A 19,736-nucleotide genomic window follows, 5' to 3' on the forward strand; every position below is an offset into this window, starting at 1 on the left:
GTCACACCTGTTCCCATGCCGAACACAGCAGTTAAGCTCTCTAGCGCCGATGGTAGTTGGGGTTCTTCCCCTGCGAGAGTAGGACGCCGCCGGGCATATTGTTAAAGCTAAGAGATTTATTGTCTTCTTAGCTTTTTTTGTTTATGATGGAATAATAATTAAATAGTGTTCATACATAAAAGGGAACTGGTGTAAAAGAGGAGTGTGATTGAAATGGACTTCATTCAATATATAAATGAACAATTCATTAATGAAAATTTTAATACCATGTTATATCGTGTATTAATTGCAACGGTACTATGTGGATTGATTGGTTTTGAACGTGAACTTAAGAACCATCAAGCGGGTTTCCGTACTCACATATTAGTTGGTGTAGGAGCTTGTGTGATGATGTTACTATCTGTTTATGGGTTTGACCCTTATATTAACGATCATGATACAGTCCGTTTTGATCCAGCTCGTATTCCTTCTTATGTAATCAGTGGGATTGGATTTTTAGGAGCAGGAACGATTCTTGTTAATGGTATGACGATTAGAGGTTTAACAACGGCTGCGTCTATTTGGACTGTTGCTGGACTAGGATTAGTTATTGGTGCAGGCATGTATGCTTTAGGAATTCTTGCAACATTAGTTGTATTACTAAGTTTAATTTTTCTTAACTCATTTGAGAAACTATTTACGCGTCATAAGGATAAAAATCAACTGCATTTATTGATTAATCAAGAGGCTCATATTGGACAGATTCTAGATTTATTAGAGGAATTTCGGTTACAAATTAAACGAATGGAGATTAAAAGTGATGAAATGGAGCGTCGGAATGTCCATATTGAGCTTGAGAAACGTCAAGAATTTAACCGACATGAATTATTAGATCAGTTAAGTAAGTTGAATGATGTCACTTATATTTACAATAATGAAGATTTGGATATAACAAATAAATAATAGTATTAGATAACGTGTGAACACTATTTGTGCCAGTGTTCACACGTTTTTTTATGCAATAATAACTATTACAAAAGCAAGTAATCAAATCATTTGCAACATAGAAAAATATGAGTATAATGAAAGTATAGTCAAAGATAGTCAAAGTCAAACTTTGATCAATTATAAATGATTGAGGAGTAAGGAGGGAGCAACGGTGAGGAATATATCCGATGTAATTGAAGCGTATTTAAAGCAAGTCATTCAGTCGAGTCAGAGTGATGTCGTTGAATTAAAGCGCAGTGAAATTGCTGACCGTTTTGAATGTGTCCCTTCTCAAATAAATTATGTGATTAATACGCGATTTACACTTGAAAAAGGTTATTTGGTGGAAAGTAAGCGTGGTGGTGGTGGCTACATTCGCATTATTCGCTTACAACCTAAATCGAATGAAGCTTTAATACAAGAGATGGATTTAGCATCGAATCAACCTTTAACTCAACAAGCTTCGTTTGATTTAGTTGAACGTCTTAAGGAAGAAAATTTAATAACAGAGCGTGAAAAACGTTTGATGGAGAAAGTTATGCATCGAGATATACTGGATATACCATTACCAGATCGTGATATTATTCGTGCTAAGATTTTTAAAGAACTATTAACGACCATCAAAATGCACGGTTGATTGGAGGGGTTAAAATGTTATGTCAAAATTGCCAAGAGCAAGAAGCCTCTGTTCATTACACGCAAGTCGTTAATGGACAAAAGAAAGAAATGCATTTGTGTGAGCAATGTGCTCAAGGTGAGGGTTATATGGATTTTGCAAATGAAAACTTATCCCTTCACCACTTTCTAACGAATATGTTCCCGTTTGATCAAACTAAAGACCAAACGCAACAACAGATGACCTCTGCACAAACGATTCAATGTGAAGGATGTGGCTTGACGTATCATGAGTTTCGACATCAAGGGAAATTCGGTTGTAGCCAATGCTATGAAGCTTTTTCGGATTATCTAGACCCGATATTTAAACGTGTTCATAGTGGCAATACAGAACATGTTGGTAAAATTCCGAAGAGATTAGGCGGTAATTTGCATAAACACCGGGAAATTAATCAACTCCAAGAACAGATGCAACAGAAAATTAACGAAGAAGATTTCGAGGAAGCTGCGAATATTCGAGATCGTATCCGTCACTTAAAAGAAGAACTGCATGATGATCATGGGGGTGAATCGTAATGTCTTTACAAGATTTTATTAATGATGCCATCAGCCCATGGATGAATGATGAAGGTCAGGATTCGGATATTGTTTTAAGCACGCGAATCCGTTTGGCCCGCAATTTGAAACAAGTGCCTTTCCCGACTAGTGGAGATCAGTCATCACAAGAGAAAGTACTCGAACATATTGAACAAGAGTTTAACAATCAATCTTATGAGGATTTTAAAAAGTTTCAATTAGTGAAGATGGCTGATATAGAGTCGGTTGAAAAACGGGTTTTGGTTGAAAAACATTTGATGAGTCCTAATTTAGCTGAAAATAGTCAAACAGGTGCGGTGCTAATTTCAGAAAATGAGCAGGCTTCAGTGATGATTAACGAAGAGGATCATTTAAGAATTCAACTCTATTACCCAGGTCTAGGACTATCTGAAGCTTTACAACAAGCCCAGAAGTTAGATGATTGGTTTGAAGAACGAACACGATATGCGTTTAATGAAGAAAAAGGGTACTTAACCAGTTGTCCAACTAATGTCGGCACAGGTTTGAGGGCATCGGTTATGATGCATTTACCAGCGTTAACGATGACGAATCAAATGACCCGAATGGCACCAGAGATCAACAAGTTAGGATTAGTCGTCCGTGGTATTTATGGAGAAGGCAGTGAAGCGCTCGGTGCGCTGTATCAAATATCCAATCAAATGACACTTGGTAAATCAGAAGAGGATATTATTCAAGATTTACAAAGTGTTGTAAGCCAAGTGATTGAAAGTGAACGTCAATCTCGTGAATGGGTGATGCAACAATCGGGTATACAGTTAGAGGATCGGATATTTAGGTCTTACGGTGTGTTGGCTCATAGCCGCATCATTGAATCGAAGGAAGCGGCCAAATGCTTATCAGATGTCAGGTTAGGCATTGATTTAGGTTTAATTAAAAACATTTCAAAAACCATTTTGAATGAGTTAATGGTGCTAACGCAGCCGGGCTTTTTACAACACTACGCGAAGAAATCTCTACAACCAGCTGAACGTGATTGGTTTAGAGCGAACTTAATTCGTGAACGATTACAATTAGAGCAATATTAATTGAAGGAGGCAAACAGGTATGATGTTTGGACGATTTACAGAGAGAGCACAAAAAGTATTAGCTTTATCTCAAGAAGAAGCTGTTCGGTTAGGTCATAATAATATCGGAACAGAACATATATTACTCGGCTTAGTGAAAGAGGGCGAAGGTATTGCAGCTAAGGCGCTGTCGTCATTAAACGTGACAGCCGAACAAATCCAACAGGAAGTTGAACAATTAATTGGTGTCGGTCAAAGTGAACAACAAACGATTCATTACACACCACGTGCGAAGAAAGTCATTGAATTATCAATGGACGAAGCGCGTAAATTAAACCATTCATATGTCGGAACAGAACATATATTACTCGGCTTGATTCGTGAAGGCGAAGGTGTGGCTGCACGCGTCTTTAATAACTTAGGTGTTAGCTTAAACAAAGCGCGCCAACAAGTATTGCAGCTGTTGGGCAGTAACGAATCAACAGGTAATAATCGTCAACAAAAGCAATCAAGTAATGCGAGCACTCCAACACTTGATTCATTAGCAAGAGACTTAACAGCAGTGGCACAAGAAAGCAATATCGACCCTGTTATTGGTCGTGCTGAAGAAATTGAACGTGTCATTCAAGTGTTAAGTCGTCGCCGTAAGAACAACCCTGTTCTAATTGGTGAACCAGGTGTTGGTAAAACAGCGATTGCTGAAGGTCTAGCACAACAAATTATTAATAATGAAGTACCAGAAATTCTACGTGATAAACGCGTCATGACTCTCGATATGGGTACTGTTGTTGCAGGAACTAAATATCGTGGTGAATTCGAAGATCGTTTGAAAAAAGTCATGGAAGAAATTCGCCAAGCTAATAATGTGGTTCTTTTCATTGACGAATTACACACATTAATTGGTGCTGGTGGTGCTGAAGGTGCAATTGACGCTTCAAACATCTTGAAACCAGCTCTAGCGCGCGGTGACTTGCAATGTATTGGTGCCACAACATTAGACGAATATCGTAAATATATCGAAAAAGACGCCGCGTTAGAACGTCGTTTCCAACCGGTTCAAGTTGATGAACCAACACCGGAACAATCACAACAAATTCTTGAAGGATTACGTGACCGTTATGAAGCGCATCACCGTGTGACTATTTCACCTGAAGCGATCGAAAGTGCTGTTCGCCTATCAGATCGTTATATCACGGACCGTTTCTTACCAGACAAAGCAATTGACTTAATTGATGAAGCGGCATCACGTGTGCGTTTAAGAAGTTATACAGCTCCACCTAACTTAAAAGAACTTGAACAGAAGTTAGATGAAGTTAAGAAAGAAAAAGATGCGGCTGTACAAAGCCAAGAATTTGAAAAAGCTGCTTCTCTACGTGATAAAGAGCAGAAATTAAAAGATGAACTAGAGAAAACGAAAGACGAATGGAAAGAAAAGCAAGGTAAAGAAGATTCCGAAGTAACGCTTGAAGATATCGCTCAAGTTGTCTCGACATGGACGGGAGTACCTGTTTCTCGCTTAGCGAAGGACGATAAAGAACGCTTACTCAATCTAGAACAAACACTTCATGACCGTGTTATTGGTCAAAACGAAGCCGTTGATGCTGTTGCTAAAGCAGTTCGTCGTGCTCGTGCAGGCTTGAAAGATCCGAAACGTCCTATTGGTTCCTTTATCTTCTTAGGCCCAACTGGTGTTGGTAAGACAGAATTAGCACGCGCATTAGCGTCTTCAATGTTTGGTGATGAAGATGCGATGATTCGTATGGATATGTCCGAATATATGGAAAAACACGCGACATCTCGTTTAGTTGGTTCTCCTCCTGGCTATGTAGGCTATGAAGAAGGTGGCCAATTAACAGAAAAAGTACGCACGAAACCTTATTCCGTTATTCTCTTAGACGAAATTGAAAAGGCGCACCCTGAAGTCTTTAACATCTTACTACAAGTCCTAGAAGATGGTCGTTTGACTGATGCGAAAGGTCGCGTTGTCGACTTCCGTAACACAGTCTTAATTATGACATCAAACGTAGGTGCTCAAGAATTACGTCGTCAGAAATACGTTGGTTTCAGTGTTGATGATAACCAACAAGATCATAAACAAATGAAATCGAAAGTCATGGACGAATTGAAGAAAGCATTCCGTCCAGAATTCTTAAACCGTATCGACGAAACGATCGTCTTCCATTCACTAGAAGAAGAGCATATTCAAGAAATTGTTCAACTTATGGTTAAACAATTACAAAACCGTCTGTCTGATAGTGAAATTAACTTCACTTTAACAGATGCTGCTCTTAAGAAGATCGCAGATGAAGGTATGGATTTAGAATATGGTGCTCGACCATTACGTCGTTCACTTCAGAAGAATGTGGAAGACTTCTTATCAGAAGAACTTCTTCGTGGTACGATTCAAGCAGGGCAAGAAGTAGAAATTGACGTCAATGAAGACGGTGAATTCTATATTGCCTCGACGAAGGCTTTGGAACCTGAAACAAATGAACAATCATAAGATTAACAGCCGGATTCGCCGATAATCCGGCTGTTTTTTCTACTTTGTTATAATGTAAGCATCTACATAGGAAAGGGAGTAAATTATGGCTAAATCAAAAGTGATCTTTTTCTGTCAGGAATGTGGCTATGAATCACCGAAATGGATGGGGAAATGTCCAGCTTGTCATCAATGGAATACATTAGTTGAGGAAAAGGTGTCAAAAAATGCTGATCGTCATGAAGTAAACGGAGAATCCTCTAAACAACGAAAGAAACCTCAATCGATTAAAGAAGTATCTTCACAAGAAGAGGAACGTTTATCCACGCAAATGGAAGAGTTAAATCGTGTGTTGGGCGGTGGCATTGTACCTGGTTCGCTTGTCCTTATCGGGGGTGACCCTGGTATTGGTAAGTCGACATTACTACTCCAGTTATCATCTCAAGTGGCGAACAATCATATGAATGTGTTGTACATCTCTGGTGAAGAATCGGAAAAACAAACGAAACTTCGATCTGATCGACTCGATGCAAATGAGGATCATTTATACATTATGGCGGAAACGAATTTAGAATATGTGATTGATGCGATTGATCAAATGAACCCATCATTTGTTGTCATCGATTCGATTCAGACCATCTTTAATGATGCGGTTACCTCAGCTCCAGGCTCTGTTTCCCAAGTTCGTGAGTGTACGAGCGCCTTAATGAAAGTGGCAAAGTCGAAAGGGATCTCGATTTTCATTGTAGGTCACGTGACAAAAGAAGGAGCGATTGCAGGCCCGCGCTTGTTAGAACATATGGTTGATACTGTTTTATATTTTGAAGGCGAACGTCACCATACATTCCGAATCCTCCGCAGTGTCAAAAACCGTTTCGGAAGCACGCATGAGATGGGCATTTTTGAGATGAAAGAGGAAGGATTAAAAGAAGTCAGTAACCCATCGGAAATCTTCTTAGAAGAGCGATCACAAGGGGTGGCAGGTTCAACTGTAGTCTGCTCATTAGAAGGAACTCGTCCGATGTTAGTGGAAATTCAAGCATTGATCTCCCCGACTCAATTTGGTAACTCACGCCGAATGGCAACAGGGCTAGATCATAATCGGGTCCCGTTACTGATGGCTGTCTTAGAAAAACGAGCTGGGTTATTGTTACAAAACCAAGATGCTTACGTCAAAGTTGCTGGTGGTGTGAAATTAGATGAGCCTGCAATTGATTTAGCGGTGGCAATTAGTGTCTCTTCAAGCTTCCGTGACCAGCCAACACGCCCAGACGATGTATATATTGGTGAAGTCGGATTAACAGGTGAGGTTAGACGGGTCGCTCGTATTGAACAACGCGTTCACGAAGCGCATAAACTTGGGTTTAAACGCATCATTTTACCAAGTAATAACTTAGGCAGTTTTACACCACCAGAAGGAATTGAATTAGTTGGAGTGAATTCCGTACAAGAGGCTCTAAAAGCAGGTTTGGAGTAATTGTGTTACAAACGAGAAATATTTGTAACACAATTGACATAAAAAGTTTCGTAATGATATAATAATATCTTTTTGACGCATTTTTTTGAACCGTGCTATAATAAGCTATTATAGTTCATTTTTAACTTATGTTCTATTTTGCTTTTGGCAACACTTAAGAATAGGAGGTGCAAGCATGTTAAAGAGGACGATACAATTGTTTATCGTGGTCGCTGGTGGTGCACTAGGTTATTTATATTCACCTGAAGTTGCATCATTAGTAGGCGTTGGCGAGTCAAGTTGGTTCATTCCTTTTATCGGTTTAGTGTTAGGTGCAATCATATTATTTATATCTACTTTTTGGCTCGTGGACTATATTGTTAATCTGTTAAAAGTGATCGAAGAGAAGTTGGTCAAAGCACCAGTGGCCGATTTATTATTTGGTAGTTTAGGTTTAATTGTCGGATTGGTTCTGGCCTTTCTCGTTAATATTTACTTGCAAGGTTTAAGTAATCCGGTTTTATCTGAGATATTACCTATATTCGTTATGGTGATTTTAGGTTATTTAGGTTTCCAAGTCGGGTTTAAACGACGAAACGAATTTATCAATTTATTATCGATGAATCGTAAAGAATCAGGAGCGGATGAGCAGCAGGCAAATGTCAACCAAGCGGCAGATGTTCGCCCGAAAATCTTAGATACGAGCGTTATTATCGATGGGCGAATAGCTGATATTTGTGAAACGCACTTTTTAGAAGGGTCTATTATTATTCCCCATTTTGTGTTGGAAGAATTACAACATATCGCAGACTCATCAGATGTCCTAAAACGTAATCGAGGACGCCGTGGCTTAGATATTTTAAACCGATTGCAGAAGGAAGTCCCTGTAGATGTTCAGATTTACGAGGGAGACTTTGAGGACATTCAGGAAGTCGATAGTAAACTAGTTAAATTAACGAAGGTTATGAGCGGTGTACTTGTGACGAATGATTTTAATTTAAACAAAGTGTCTGAGTTTCAGAATGTAACAGTCTTAAATATTAATGATTTGGCAAATGCTGTTAAGCCTGTTGTTTTACCAGGTGAAGAGATGAATGTTTATGTCATTAAGGCGGGTAAAGAAGACCGTCAAGGCGTTGCATACTTGGATGACGGCACGATGATTGTGGTCGAAGAAGGTAAGAATCATATTGGGGACAGTCTTGATGTTATTGTGACAAGTGTTCTACAAACTTCAGCAGGCCGCATGATTTTTGCGAAACCCAAAGCACTAGATCAGGCGCAATAAAATAACCTCAGGGGCTGACGCAGTATCAATTGAAAATTGTGTGATGTGTCAGCCCTTTTCGTTTGGTTAATGTTCACCTATAATAAATGTAACAAGTTCTATATGAGATAGGAGACGCAGCATGGAACAATATCAAGCCATTGTTTTAGCAGCTGGACAAGGTAAACGCATGGGATTAGGGCAAAATAAACAATTACTTCAATTAGGTGGTCGCCCTTTAATCGCCCATACACTGAATGTGTTTGAAGAAGATCCTTTATGCCGAGCGATTTATCTTGTTGTGCAAGCAGATGAACACGATGTCATGGAAGAAGTCGTGAATGAATATAGTTTTGAGAAGGTTATGAAGTATATCACTGGTGGTAATGAACGTCAGGACAGTGTTCGACAAGGTGTTGAAGCGGTTGAAGAAAACGTGATTACATTTGTTCATGACGGTGCACGTCCATTTGTGAGCCAAAATGAACTTCATGATTTGTTCGAAGCGACTAAACGACAAGGATCAGCTTTTTTAGCGACACCTGTTACAGATACGGTTAAACAACAATCAGAGCAGGGCATTAAAACGTTAGATCGTAATACGCTCTATCAAGCGCAAACACCACAAGCTTTTCAATATGAGTGGTTAAAACAAGCTCATGATCACGCGTTCAAAAATGGTGTTATAGCAACGGATGATGTGGCGTTATTAGAAGAAATAGGATTAGAATCGATTATCGTGGAAGGTAGCCTAGATAATTTTAAGTTAACGAATCCTGAAGATATACAAAAAGCGGAAAATATGCTACAAATGAATAGGTTTGAGAATCGTAAGGAGGAGTCATCGATGATTCGCATTGGACAAGGCTTTGATGTACATCAATTAGTGGAAGGTCGCCCTTGTATCATAGGTGGGGTGGAGATTCCTTATGATTACGGTTTGAAAGGTCATTCTGATGCGGATGTGTTACTACATACGATTGCAGATGCTGCTCTAGGAGCGGTGGGTCGAGGTGATATAGGTCGCCATTTCCCTGACGACGATCCGCAATATGAAGGTTATGATTCAAAACAATTACTAAAAGAAGTATGGGAAGACGTAGAAGCGTTAGGCTATACATTAGGTAATGTTGACTGTACGATTATGGCACAGGCACCGAAGATGGCACCATATGTTGATGAGATGAAAAGTGTCATTGCCTCCATTTTAAACGCTCGTGAAGATCAAGTGAATGTCAAGGCGACAACAACAGAAAAGCTTGGGTTTACAGGGCGTAAAGAGGGCATTGCTGCTCAAGCAGTCATATTATTACACGAAACGTCATAAATTTTGTACAATATTACTTAGACATATGAAAGGGGATCAAATCATGACGGAAAAAGTACGCGTTCGTTATGCACCAAGTCCAACGGGTCATTTGCATATCGGAAACGCTCGAACGGCATTATTTAATTACTTATTCGCTCGTAGTACGGGTGGTGACTTCATCATTCGTATTGAAGATACAGACCAGAAACGAAATGTTGAAGGTGGCGACATCGGTCAGCTAACGTATTTGAAATGGTTAGGGATCGATTGGGATGAGAGTGTTGATATTGATGGAGGTTTTGGACCATATCGTCAAATGGACCGCCTGCATATCTATCAAGAATATGCTGATGAGCTCCTTGAAAAAGGACTTGCTTATAAATGCTATATGACAGAAGAAGAATTAGAGCAAGAACGTGAAGAGCAACGCGCTCAAGGGAAAGTACCGAAATATTCGGGTGCTCATCGTGATCTAACACCTGAACAAATTCAAGCCTTTGAAGATGAAGGTCGCATTCCTAGCGTTCGTATACGAGTCCCTGAGAACGAAACGTATACGTTTAATGATATCGTGAAGAAAAATATCACCTTTGAATCTGGAGATTTCGGTGATTGGGTCATCATGAAGAAAGACGGAACGCCGACGTATAATTTTGCTTGTGCGATTGATGATTACTTGATGAAGATTACCGATGTCTTACGCGGTGAAGATCACATCTCGAATACACCGAAACAAATGATGGTTTACCATGCATTTGGCTGGGAAGTCCCGAGATTTGCGCACATGACCTTAATTGTGAATGAAGAACGCAAGAAATTGAGTAAACGTGATGAAGATATTATTCAATTTATTGAGCAATATGCAGACTTAGGTTATTTACCTGAGGCGTTATTTAATTTCATCGCATTACTTGGCTGGTCACCTCAAGGTGAAGAAGAACTGTTTACACGTGAAGAGCTGACAGAAATCTTTGACCCAGAGCGTTTATCGACATCACCTGCTGTATTCGACCCAAGCAAATTGAAGTGGATGAACAATCAATATATTAAAGACAGTTCATTAGAGCGTGTGATTGATTTGACGTTGCCACATTTAATTGAAGCAGGTAAAGTGTCTGAAAATATGAGTGTAGAAGACCGCGAGTGGGTGGAAAAACTCATCTCACTTTATCATAATCAATTGAATTATGGGGCAGAGATTGTTGAGTTGACAGAACTCTTCTTCCGTAAAGAAATTAGTTATGATGAAGAGAGCCAAGCTGTATTAGATCAAGAACATGTGCCAGATATGTTAGCGCATTTCAAATCAGAATTAGAACAATTAGATGAACTGACACCAGAAAATGTCAAAGCTGCCACTAAAGCAACGCAAAAAGCAACAGGTAATAAAGGTAAGCAATTGTTCATGCCAATTCGTGTAGCAACTACAGGGCAAATGCATGGACCTGAATTGCCAGATGCTATCAGCTTACTTGGAAAAGAAACCGTCATTCATCGATTGAATCAAGTCGCATCGTCGTAACGACTTTTACTTTAGCGACATATGAATAGTCAAAGCGTTGATGAGGAGAAGTAAAACGTGTGATTTAACTTCAGAGAAAGCTACATAAGCTGAGAGTAGCTGTTAAAGATCCGTTTGAAATGCACCTCTGAGCCTTCACTTGAATAAATAGTATGGTGAAGCGGATGGCTCCGTTACAAGCTATAAGTTGAGAGGTTAAACCTCTAAACAGAGTGGAACCGCGCTATGTAGCGTCTCTGTCTATATAAGTTATAGGCAGGGACGTTTTTTATTGAGATCAGTTACCTCATCACAAGGAGGGAAGAATAATGTTTAAATTTTTTAAGCTGCTTAAAGAAGATGTAGATGTCGTGTTCGACCAGGATCCAGCAGCACGCAATCGATTAGAAGTTATGCTGACGTATGCAGGTGTTCATGCAGTCTGGGCGCATCGGTTTGCACACGGCTTTCAAAAACGCAATATGAAGTTTATTGCCCGGGTAATATCGCAAGTGAGTCGCTTTTTCACGGGTATTGAAATCCATCCAGGCGCTAAAATTGGCCGTCGCTTTTTTATCGATCATGGCATGGGTGTTGTCGTTGGTGAAACATGCGAAATCGGGGATAATGTTACATTATTTCAAGGTGTCACATTAGGAGGTACAGGCAAGGAAGCTGGTAAACGTCACCCGACACTAAAAGATAACGTTCTGGTAGCAACAGGTGCGAAGGTGCTCGGCTCAATTACGATAGAAGAGCACTCAAAAGTAGGAGCTGGCTCTGTTGTCTTAAAAGACGTACCTAAGTATTCAACTGTCGTTGGTATCCCAGGGAATATTGTGGTCAAAGATGGGGTTAAAGTGAAGAAGAACTTTGATCACCATAAACTACCCGACCCTGTTGCTGATAAATGTGATTATTTAGACCAAAGAATTGCTGAATTGCAGGCTGAAGTGAAAGCATTGAAAGGAGAGAATCAACGTGACGATTAGAATGTACAATACATTAACGCGTCAAAAAGAAGACTTCAAACCAATCGAAGACGGTAAGGTGAAAATGTATGTTTGCGGACCGACTGTCTATAATTATATTCACGTAGGTAATGCCCGTCCGGCGATTGTGTTTGATACGATCAGACGTTATTTAGATTATCGTGGTTATGAGGTTGAATATGTACTTAATTTCACCGATGTTGATGATAAACTCATCAAGGCTTCACATGAATTAGGTGAAGATGTTCCGGCGATTGCTGAGCGTTTTATTCAGGCGTATAAGGAAGATGTCGGCGCTTTAAATGTGCAAGAAGCGGTTCATCATCCGCGCGTGACTGACACGATGGATGAGATTATTGATTTTATTAAAGGATTGATCGATAAAGGTTATGCCTATGAAGCGGATGGAGATGTTTATTTTAAGACACGTGCTTTCGATGAATACGGTAAATTATCTCACCAATCCATCGACGAATTGCAATCGGGATCGCGTATTCAGGTAGGCGATAAGAAAGAAGATCCTCTTGATTTTGCGTTATGGAAAGATGCTAAAGATGGTGAAATAGCTTGGGAGAGCCCGTGGGGTGAAGGTCGACCAGGTTGGCATATCGAATGTTCAGCAATGGCTAAAAAGCATTTAGGTGACACAATCGATATTCATGCTGGTGGGCAAGATTTGTCCTTCCCGCACCATGAGAATGAAATCGCCCAGTCAGAATGCTTCAATGATGAAACATTTGCTAATTATTGGCTTCATAATGGCTATATTCAAATCGATAATGAAAAAATGTCGAAATCACTAGGTAATTTTATTTTGGTACATGATCTTGTTAGAGAACATGATCCTAACGTTGTACGTTTCTTCATGCTAAGCGTTCATTACCGAAATCCGATTAATTTCAACGATGAATTATTAGCGAGTGCGAAGCGTAGTTTTGATCGATTGAAATCAGCGTATGATAATTTAGCGCACCGTAAGCAAGCGAGCATGAATCTATCAAGCGATGGGCAAGAATGGTTGGATCAAGTAGAACGTCATGTTGACACATTTGTTCAAGAAATGGATGATGACTTTAATACAGCAAATGCAATCAGCGTTTTATTTGATTTAGCTAAAGATGCGAACATTTATTTAGAGCAAGATCAGACGTCATCCGATGTCATTGATCGATTTATGGGAGCGTTTGATGAAATAACAAATGTTCTTGGTTTCTCATTAGTGACGACTGAATTATTAGATGAGGAAATCGAGACCTTAATAGAAGAACGGAAACAAGCGAGAAAAGATCGCCAATTCGCTCGAGCTGATGAAATCCGTGATCAACTAGCAGATATGGGTATTATTTTAGAAGACACGCCACAAGGAACGAGATGGAAAAGACAATGAATCCTAAATCGATGAAAAGCTTGACGCTAGCTTACATGGGTGATGTTGTCTATGAAAAAGCGGTTCGTGACTATTTAATTCGAAGCGGTGAAGTTAAACCTAATGAATTGCATAACTTAGCTGTGTCTTTCGTGTCAGCGAAGGCACAAGCGATCGTTATGCTTCGTTGGTTGGACAACGAAACATTGACTGAACATGAAGCAGCGGTCGCTAGGCGCGGCCGTAATGCGAAATCAAGCGTACCGAAAAATACTGACCCTCAAACATACCGTTACAGCACAGCGTTTGAAGCACTTTTAGGTTATTTATATTTTAGCGAATCATTTGAGCGGGTGGATGAATTGATTCAAGATGCGATTACCATATTGGAAGAAAGGAGTGGGTCCGAGTGAGTGAAGAATGGATTACTGGGAAAAACCCAGTACTAGAAACGTTGAAGTCAGGGCGTTCTGTGAATAAGTTGTTAGTGTTAGAAACGATGAAGCCACAAGCCCAGCAACAACTGATTCAAGCCGCGAAACAACAAAATGTTCAGGTTCAAAAGGTTCCTAAACAGAAACTAGATGCAATTGGCGGTCACCACCAAGGTGTCGCAGCCTCAGTCGCAGCTTATGATTATGCTGATTTAGATGATTTGTTTGCCAGAGCCGAAGCTAAAAACGAGGCACCTTTTTTCATTTTATTAGATCAATTAGAAGATCCACATAATCTAGGTTCTATTATGCGAACGGCTGATGCGGTAGGCGCGCACGGCATTGTCATACCGAAACAGCGCTCCGTCCAATTAACACAAACCGTTGCGAAAGCATCGACGGGAGCGATTGAACATATTCCAGTTGCTCGCGTGACGAATATGAACCAAACGATTGAAGAGCTGAAAGAACACAATGTTTGGATAGTTGGAACGGATGCTAGTGCCGATCAGGATTACCGTGAGGCCGCATACGATATGCCAATTGCCTTAGTTATCGGAAGTGAAGGACAAGGCATGAGTCGACTGGTCGCTAAAAACTGTGATTGGTTTGTTAAATTACCAATGAAAGGCCAGGTTACATCACTAAATGCATCGGTTTCTGCAAGTATTTTAATGTACGAGGTTCTGCGGAAGCGCGATCAGGTAGGAGAGTAGGCATCATGATTGTATTAGTAGTAGACGGCTATAATATAATCGGTGACTGGGACGAGTTAAAGTCGTTAAGTGAGCGAGATTTAGAACAAGCCCGGTCGCGATTAATCGAAATGTTAGCGGAGTACCAAGCCTATACAGGTCACCGCGTCATCGTCGTGTTTGATGCCTATTATGTCAGAGGAGTCGAACGATTTTATAACACCTTGCAAGTTGAAGTTATTTTCACGCGTGAGAAAGAGACGGCCGACGATAAAATCGAAAGGCTCGTTAAAGAGTTAATGAATGTTAAAACGAAAGTCTATGTAGCGACTTCAGATTATGCTGAACAATGGACAATTTTTGCTCGAGGGGCTCTGCGAAAGTCGGCCCGTGAATTAGCGATTGAAATTAATTCAATCGACAAAGATATTCGTCAAAATCTCGAAAAACAAGCTGACGTTAAGCCTAAAGCCAAAATTCCACTCAGTGATGATGTGTTGAAGAAGTTCGAAAATTGGCGAAGAGGGAATAATTGACTAGATTTAGTTGACTGAAAATTCACAACTCCTGTATAATAACCGTATATTTACAAAATGAGCAGTCGATTGACAATGAATCGTGTTAGGTATGGTTCGATACGGGAGGAATCTAAGTGAACACCAAACAAGAGACAAAGAACCACCTGAATTTTGATCAACTAGATGATGAAGTTGTATTAGATTATGTTCAACAAGGCGAAGTCCAAGCATTAGAGTATCTCATTCAAAAATATCGTAGTTTTGTTCGTGCTAAAGCGAGAACATATTTTTTGATTGGAGCTGATCGTGAGGACATTGTGCAAGAAGGAATGATTGGTTTATATAAAGCAATCCGTGATTTCCAAGATGATAAGCAATCGTCCTTTAAGGTGTTTGCTGAGCTGTGTGTGACGCGTCAGATTATCACAGCTATTAAAACAGCAACTCGTCAAAAACATATACCGCTTAATTCTTATGTGTCGTTGGACAAGCCTGTTTACGAAGAAGATTCTGACCGTACATTGATTGATATGATTGCCGAAGACGAAAAGGCCGATCCTGAGCGATTATTAATTAATCGTGAAAGAATTGGTGATATGGAAATTAAAATGCAAGAGTTGTTAAGCGAGCTTGAGCAAGAGGTTTTAGAGCTTTATTTAGATGGACAAACATATCAGGAAATATCGGATGAGTTAGGTCGTCATATAAAGTCAATCGATAACGCATTACAACGAATAAAACGCAAACTAGAACGCCATATTTCAGTCAATGAGATTACGTTTACCTAAGCCTTACCGCCATTTGACATTGATAATAGAGAGTGGTAGATTAGTGAAAGTGATAAAATACGTTAATAAAAGAGGTATGTGTGATGCGTAAGAAGGTCGCGTTGGCTTGTACCGATTGCCATAATCGAAACTATACAACTGAGAAACAAGCACAAACCTCAGATCGAATAGAGATAAAGAAATATTGTAATCGATGTGCGCAACATACGCTCCATCGAGAGACGAAGTAACATGGTAAGGTGTTAGGAGGGGAAATCGTGATTAGCTTTTTCAAAGATGTTAGTCGTGAAATGCGGAAAGTAACTTGGCCAACAGGAAACGAATTAACACGCTATACAGTCATTGTTATTTTGACAGTTTTATTTGTCGCTATTTACTTTACAGTCGTCGACCTAGGGATTTCGCAAATTCTAGAATTACTATAATGTTTTTTATGATTAAATGCATTAAAATGTGATATAATGTTGACAAAAGAAACCCGCTCGGCCGGGTTTTTTATATTGTCAAAAAACCCGGAGAAAGTATAGGAGGGAAGGCTAAGGCCGGATTTATGGAAAAGAATTGGTATGTCGTCCACACGTATTCAGGTTATGAAAACAAAGTGCGATTAAACTTAGAAAAACGAATCGAATCGATGGGTATGGAGGATAAGATCTTCCGTGTCATTGTGCCTGAAGAAGAAGAGACCGAAGTGAAGAATGGCAAAAAGAAGACTGCAATGAAAAAGACCTTTCCAGGTTACGTGTTAACTGAAATGGTCATGACAGATGATTCCTGGTTTGTTGTGCGTAATACACCTGGTGTTACTGGATTCGTAGGTTCTTCAGGTGCGGGACAAAAGCCAACGCCAGTGTTGCCTGAAGAAGCTGAGCGCGTCTTGAAACGCATGGGTGTCCAAGAAACACAACAAGAAGTTGATTTCGAATTGAAAGAATTGGTTCGCGTCATTGATGGACCATTTGCTAATTTCGAAGGTACGATTGAGAATATTGATGCTGATAAACAAAAACTTAAAGTTCACGTTAATATGTTTGGTCGTGAAACGCCAGTAGAATTAGACTTTAATCAAGTCGAAAAAATATAATCAGATGGTTGCATTTTTGATATAAAGATGCTAGAATTTTTATGTTTCGTACGGCTAAAAATGTCGTCGTAATAAATGAGTGGGAGGGACAAGAGTTCCCGCAACCACATCACGGACTTTAAGGAGGTGTGTCTCGTGGCTAAAAAAGTAGTAGACGTTGTAAAATTACAAATTCCTGCAGGTAAAGCAAACCCAGCTCCACCAGTAGGTCCTGCACTAGGTCAAGCTGGTATTAATATCATGGGATTCTGTAAGGAATTCAACGCACAAACAGAAGATCAAGCTGGTATGATTATTCCGGTTGAAATTTCGGTTTATGAAGACCGTTCATTTACATTTGTAACCAAAACGCCACCTGCTGCGGTGCTTCTTAAGAAAGCAGCTGGTATCGAGTCAGGTTCTGGTGAGCCAAACCGTAATAAAGTAGCTTCAGTAACAAGCGATCAAGTTCGCGAAATTGCTGAAACGAAAATGCCTGACTTAAACGCTACTGACGTCGATGCGGCGGTACGTATGGTTGAAGGTACTGCACGTAGCATGGGCATCACGATTGAAGGATAATCCTTCTAAACTTGAAAACGCTCGGGGGAGGTTGCGGAAGTCGTTTCGCAACCTTTATTACGGCGTTTGAGGATAAGCAGTTCTGTGTATAGCCAAAGCACATGATACTGTCTTCGCCTAAAGGCTCGTATGAGTACGAGTTGACTTTAGTGGGAGGTTCAACCGTTAAAACCACATTGAGGAGGAAGTTAAAATGGCTAAAAGAGGTAAAAAGTTTCAGGAAGCTCTAAAGCTTGTTGATCGTTCAAAAACGTATGATATTCAAGAAGCAGTTGAACTTGTTAAGAAAACATCAATTGCTAACTTTGATGAAACAGTTGAAGCGGCTTTCCGCTTAGGGGTAGACCCTAAAAAAGCTGACCAACAAATTCGCGGTGCGATGGTTCTACCACACGGTACAGGTAAAAGCCAACGCGTCCTAGTAATCGCTAAAGGTGATAAAGCGAAAGAAGCTGAAGCTGCAGGTGCAGATTACGTAGGCGACCAAGAATACATTGATCAAATCAATAATGGTTGGTTCGAATTCGACGTTGTTGTTGCAACACCTGACATGATGGCGGAAGTTGGTAAGCTTGGTCGAGTATTAGGACCAAAAGGCTTAATGCCAAACCCTAAAACAGGTACTGTAACGTTTGAAATTGAAAAAGCTGTCCAAGAAATCAAAGCTGGTAAAGTTGAATACCGCGTTGATAAATCTGGAAACGTTCATGTACCGATCGGAAAAGTATCATTCGATGATCAAAAACTCGTCGAAAACTTTGAAGCCCTAACTGAGACATTAGTGAAAGCTAAACCACAAACGTCTAAAGGTACTTATATGCGTAATGCTTCAGTATCATCAACAATGGGTCCTGGAATCCGTGTTGACATTTCAAGTTACGCTAAAAAGTAATTGACTTTCGATTATATATTAGTTATAATTTGAGACGTTGTTAAATTAAATAATGATTATACCGTAGACAGCAGGGGCGATTCGTCGCTTAATTCTTGCCCTGCCGAGGTGTGTGACGTGATATAATTGGACACTCGAAATGTGTACAAAGTAAATCCATCATGCCTCCATGTCTACATGGAGGCATTTTTTGATGCTATAAACACCACACGGTATGATGATAAATAAGACTAGGGGGTGGAACGATGAGCAAAGGTCAAGTACTTGAGCACAAAAAGCAACAGGTTGAGATGATCGCTGAAGGTTTCCAAAACAGTAAGACATCAGTACTTGTTGACTATCGTGGCCTTGACGTAGATGAAGTAAGTGAACTTCGTCAACAACTTCGTGAAGCAGGTGTAGAGTTCCGTGTTTATAAAAACACAATGACACGCCGTGCTGTTGAACAAGTTGGTTATGAAGAATTGAACGATGTACTAGTTGGACCTACAGCAATTGCATTCTGTGAAGAAGATGCTGTTGCCCCAGCCAAAGTTATTGGTCAATTCGCTAAAGACCATCAAGCACTTGAAATTAAAGGTGGCGTAATCGAAGGACAAATTGCAACAGTTGAACAACTGCAAGAACTTGCAGAATTACCGTCACACGAAGGTCTTGTTGCGATGCTACTTAGCGTACTACAAGCACCAATGCGTAACTTCGCGTATGCAACACAACAAGTTGCAGATCAGAAGAATGAAGAAGAAGGCGCTTAATCCAGTCGCCTAAAACGGATAAAAACACAAATCACAAGGAGGAACTTAATCATGACTAAAGAGCAAATTATTGATGCGATTAAGGAAATGTCAGTTTTAGATCTTAATGAATTAGTTAAAGCAATTGAAGAGGAATTTGGTGTATCAGCAGCAGCACCAGTTGCAGCAGCAGGTGCAGCAGGTGGCGAAGAAGAAGCTGAAGAACAAACAGAATTCGAAGTTGTTCTTGCGGACGCTGGCGACTCTAAGATCAAAGTTGTTAAAGCAGTACGTGAAATCACTGGCCTAGGTCTTAAAGAAGCTAAAGAACTAGTTGACAATGCACCTGGTACAGTTAAAGAAGGCGTTGCGAAAGAAGACGCAGACCAAATGAAAGAACAACTAGAAGAAACTGGCGCAACAATCGAATTAAAATAATAGTCATTAAGTTAAA

At 40.0% G+C, this 19,736-nt stretch carries 22 protein-coding genes, 1 rRNA gene, 1 pseudogene and 2 other annotated features; all 24 genes and pseudogenes read left to right on the forward strand.

Annotated features, from left to right (window positions below):
* A 5S ribosomal RNA gene (rrf, locus tag FHR85_RS11195) occupies nucleotides 1-95 on the forward strand; the annotation flags it as partial.
* A 172-nt stretch (nucleotides 96-267) separates the two neighbouring features.
* Nucleotides 268-942, forward strand: coding sequence for an MgtC/SapB family protein (locus FHR85_RS11200; protein WP_167263448.1), 675 nt, complete (start codon nucleotides 268-270; stop codon nucleotides 940-942).
* Nucleotides 943-1,138: 196 nt separating this feature from the next.
* The gene (locus FHR85_RS11205; protein ID WP_167263268.1) at nucleotides 1,139-1,603 is read left to right on the forward strand and encodes a CtsR family transcriptional regulator; all 465 of its coding nucleotides are present in this window, start codon (nucleotides 1,139-1,141) and stop codon (nucleotides 1,601-1,603) included.
* A gap of 14 nt (nucleotides 1,604-1,617) precedes the next feature.
* Nucleotides 1,618-2,157: a protein-arginine kinase activator protein McsA gene (mcsA, locus tag FHR85_RS11210; RefSeq protein ID WP_167263270.1), complete on the forward strand. Its 540-nt coding sequence runs from the start codon at nucleotides 1,618-1,620 to the stop codon at nucleotides 2,155-2,157.
* Nucleotides 2,157-3,224, forward strand: a complete 1,068-nt coding sequence (gene mcsB, locus FHR85_RS11215; RefSeq protein ID WP_167263272.1) for a protein-arginine kinase McsB — start codon at nucleotides 2,157-2,159, stop codon at nucleotides 3,222-3,224. Before mcsA ends, mcsB begins: the two co-directional genes overlap by 1 nt.
* A 19-nt stretch (nucleotides 3,225-3,243) precedes the next feature.
* Nucleotides 3,244-5,706: an ATP-dependent protease ATP-binding subunit ClpC gene (gene clpC / locus FHR85_RS11220; protein WP_167263274.1), complete on the forward strand. Its 2,463-nt coding sequence runs from the start codon at nucleotides 3,244-3,246 to the stop codon at nucleotides 5,704-5,706.
* 85 nt (nucleotides 5,707-5,791) lie between these two features.
* A complete protein-coding gene (gene radA / locus FHR85_RS11225; protein ID WP_167263276.1) occupies nucleotides 5,792-7,162 on the forward strand; it encodes a DNA repair protein RadA in 1,371 nt (456 codons plus the stop codon).
* 175 nt (nucleotides 7,163-7,337) lie between these two features.
* Complete coding sequence (locus tag FHR85_RS11230; protein ID WP_167263278.1) at nucleotides 7,338-8,429, forward strand: PIN/TRAM domain-containing protein; 1,092 nt, start codon at nucleotides 7,338-7,340, stop codon at nucleotides 8,427-8,429.
* 121 nt (nucleotides 8,430-8,550) lie between these two features.
* Nucleotides 8,551-9,228: pseudogene (ispD, locus tag FHR85_RS14420) on the forward strand (2-C-methyl-D-erythritol 4-phosphate cytidylyltransferase); the annotation flags it as partial.
* Between the two features lie 27 nt (nucleotides 9,229-9,255).
* The gene (gene ispF, locus FHR85_RS14425; protein WP_243864234.1) at nucleotides 9,256-9,735 is read left to right on the forward strand and encodes a 2-C-methyl-D-erythritol 2,4-cyclodiphosphate synthase; all 480 of its coding nucleotides are present in this window, start codon (nucleotides 9,256-9,258) and stop codon (nucleotides 9,733-9,735) included.
* A gap of 43 nt (nucleotides 9,736-9,778) precedes the next feature.
* Entirely contained in the window at nucleotides 9,779-11,239 is a 1,461-nt protein-coding gene (gltX, locus tag FHR85_RS11240) for a glutamate--tRNA ligase (RefSeq protein WP_167263282.1), read from the forward strand.
* A 28-nt stretch (nucleotides 11,240-11,267) separates the two neighbouring features.
* Nucleotides 11,268-11,480 (forward strand) — a binding site (T-box leader).
* A gap of 67 nt (nucleotides 11,481-11,547) precedes the next feature.
* Nucleotides 11,548-12,210 carry a serine O-acetyltransferase gene (gene cysE, locus FHR85_RS11245; protein ID WP_167263284.1) on the forward strand — a complete coding sequence of 221 codons (663 nt, stop codon included), beginning with the start codon at nucleotides 11,548-11,550 and terminating at the stop codon, nucleotides 12,208-12,210.
* Nucleotides 12,200-13,597: a cysteine--tRNA ligase gene (gene cysS / locus FHR85_RS11250; RefSeq protein WP_167263286.1), complete on the forward strand. Its 1,398-nt coding sequence runs from the start codon at nucleotides 12,200-12,202 to the stop codon at nucleotides 13,595-13,597. Before cysE ends, cysS begins: the two co-directional genes overlap by 11 nt.
* Nucleotides 13,582-13,989, forward strand: a complete 408-nt coding sequence (locus tag FHR85_RS11255) for a Mini-ribonuclease 3 (protein ID WP_167263288.1) — start codon at nucleotides 13,582-13,584, stop codon at nucleotides 13,987-13,989. The genes cysS and FHR85_RS11255 overlap by 16 nt, the downstream gene beginning before the upstream one ends.
* Complete coding sequence (gene rlmB, locus FHR85_RS11260; protein WP_167263290.1) at nucleotides 13,986-14,726, forward strand: 23S rRNA (guanosine(2251)-2'-O)-methyltransferase RlmB; 741 nt, start codon at nucleotides 13,986-13,988, stop codon at nucleotides 14,724-14,726. The genes FHR85_RS11255 and rlmB overlap by 4 nt, the downstream gene beginning before the upstream one ends.
* Nucleotides 14,727-14,731: 5 nt before the next feature.
* Nucleotides 14,732-15,241 carry an NYN domain-containing protein gene (locus FHR85_RS11265; protein WP_167263292.1) on the forward strand — a complete coding sequence of 170 codons (510 nt, stop codon included), beginning with the start codon at nucleotides 14,732-14,734 and terminating at the stop codon, nucleotides 15,239-15,241.
* Between the two features lie 116 nt (nucleotides 15,242-15,357).
* Entirely contained in the window at nucleotides 15,358-16,011 is a 654-nt protein-coding gene (gene sigH, locus FHR85_RS11270) for an RNA polymerase sporulation sigma factor SigH (RefSeq protein WP_167263294.1), read from the forward strand.
* Between the two features lie 83 nt (nucleotides 16,012-16,094).
* Nucleotides 16,095-16,241 carry a 50S ribosomal protein L33 gene (rpmG, locus tag FHR85_RS11275; RefSeq protein WP_167263296.1) on the forward strand — a complete coding sequence of 49 codons (147 nt, stop codon included), beginning with the start codon at nucleotides 16,095-16,097 and terminating at the stop codon, nucleotides 16,239-16,241.
* Between the two features lie 27 nt (nucleotides 16,242-16,268).
* Entirely contained in the window at nucleotides 16,269-16,436 is a 168-nt protein-coding gene (gene secE, locus FHR85_RS11280; RefSeq protein ID WP_167263298.1) for a preprotein translocase subunit SecE, read from the forward strand.
* 125 nt (nucleotides 16,437-16,561) lie between these two features.
* Nucleotides 16,562-17,095 (forward strand): transcription termination/antitermination protein NusG, encoded by a 534-nt coding sequence (gene nusG, locus FHR85_RS11285; RefSeq protein WP_167263301.1) that lies wholly within the window; start codon nucleotides 16,562-16,564, stop codon nucleotides 17,093-17,095.
* 135 nt (nucleotides 17,096-17,230) lie between these two features.
* Nucleotides 17,231-17,656 carry a 50S ribosomal protein L11 gene (gene rplK / locus FHR85_RS11290; RefSeq protein ID WP_167263303.1) on the forward strand — a complete coding sequence of 142 codons (426 nt, stop codon included), beginning with the start codon at nucleotides 17,231-17,233 and terminating at the stop codon, nucleotides 17,654-17,656.
* Between the two features lie 193 nt (nucleotides 17,657-17,849).
* On the forward strand, nucleotides 17,850-18,548 hold the full coding sequence (rplA, locus tag FHR85_RS11295) for a 50S ribosomal protein L1 (RefSeq protein ID WP_167263305.1): 699 nt from the start codon (nucleotides 17,850-17,852) through the stop codon (nucleotides 18,546-18,548).
* Between the two features lie 43 nt (nucleotides 18,549-18,591).
* Nucleotides 18,592-18,749, forward strand: a sequence feature (ribosomal protein L10 leader region).
* Between the two features lie 44 nt (nucleotides 18,750-18,793).
* Complete coding sequence (gene rplJ / locus FHR85_RS11300; RefSeq protein ID WP_167263307.1) at nucleotides 18,794-19,303, forward strand: 50S ribosomal protein L10; 510 nt, start codon at nucleotides 18,794-18,796, stop codon at nucleotides 19,301-19,303.
* Between the two features lie 51 nt (nucleotides 19,304-19,354).
* Nucleotides 19,355-19,720: a 50S ribosomal protein L7/L12 gene (gene rplL, locus FHR85_RS11305; RefSeq protein WP_167263309.1), complete on the forward strand. Its 366-nt coding sequence runs from the start codon at nucleotides 19,355-19,357 to the stop codon at nucleotides 19,718-19,720.
* Nucleotides 19,721-19,736: the final 16 nt, after the last annotated feature.

It is taken from the genome of Alkalibacillus almallahensis (assembly GCF_011761495.1).
GTDB classification, from domain to species: Bacteria; Bacillota; Bacilli; order Bacillales; family Alkalibacillaceae; genus Alkalibacillus; species Alkalibacillus almallahensis.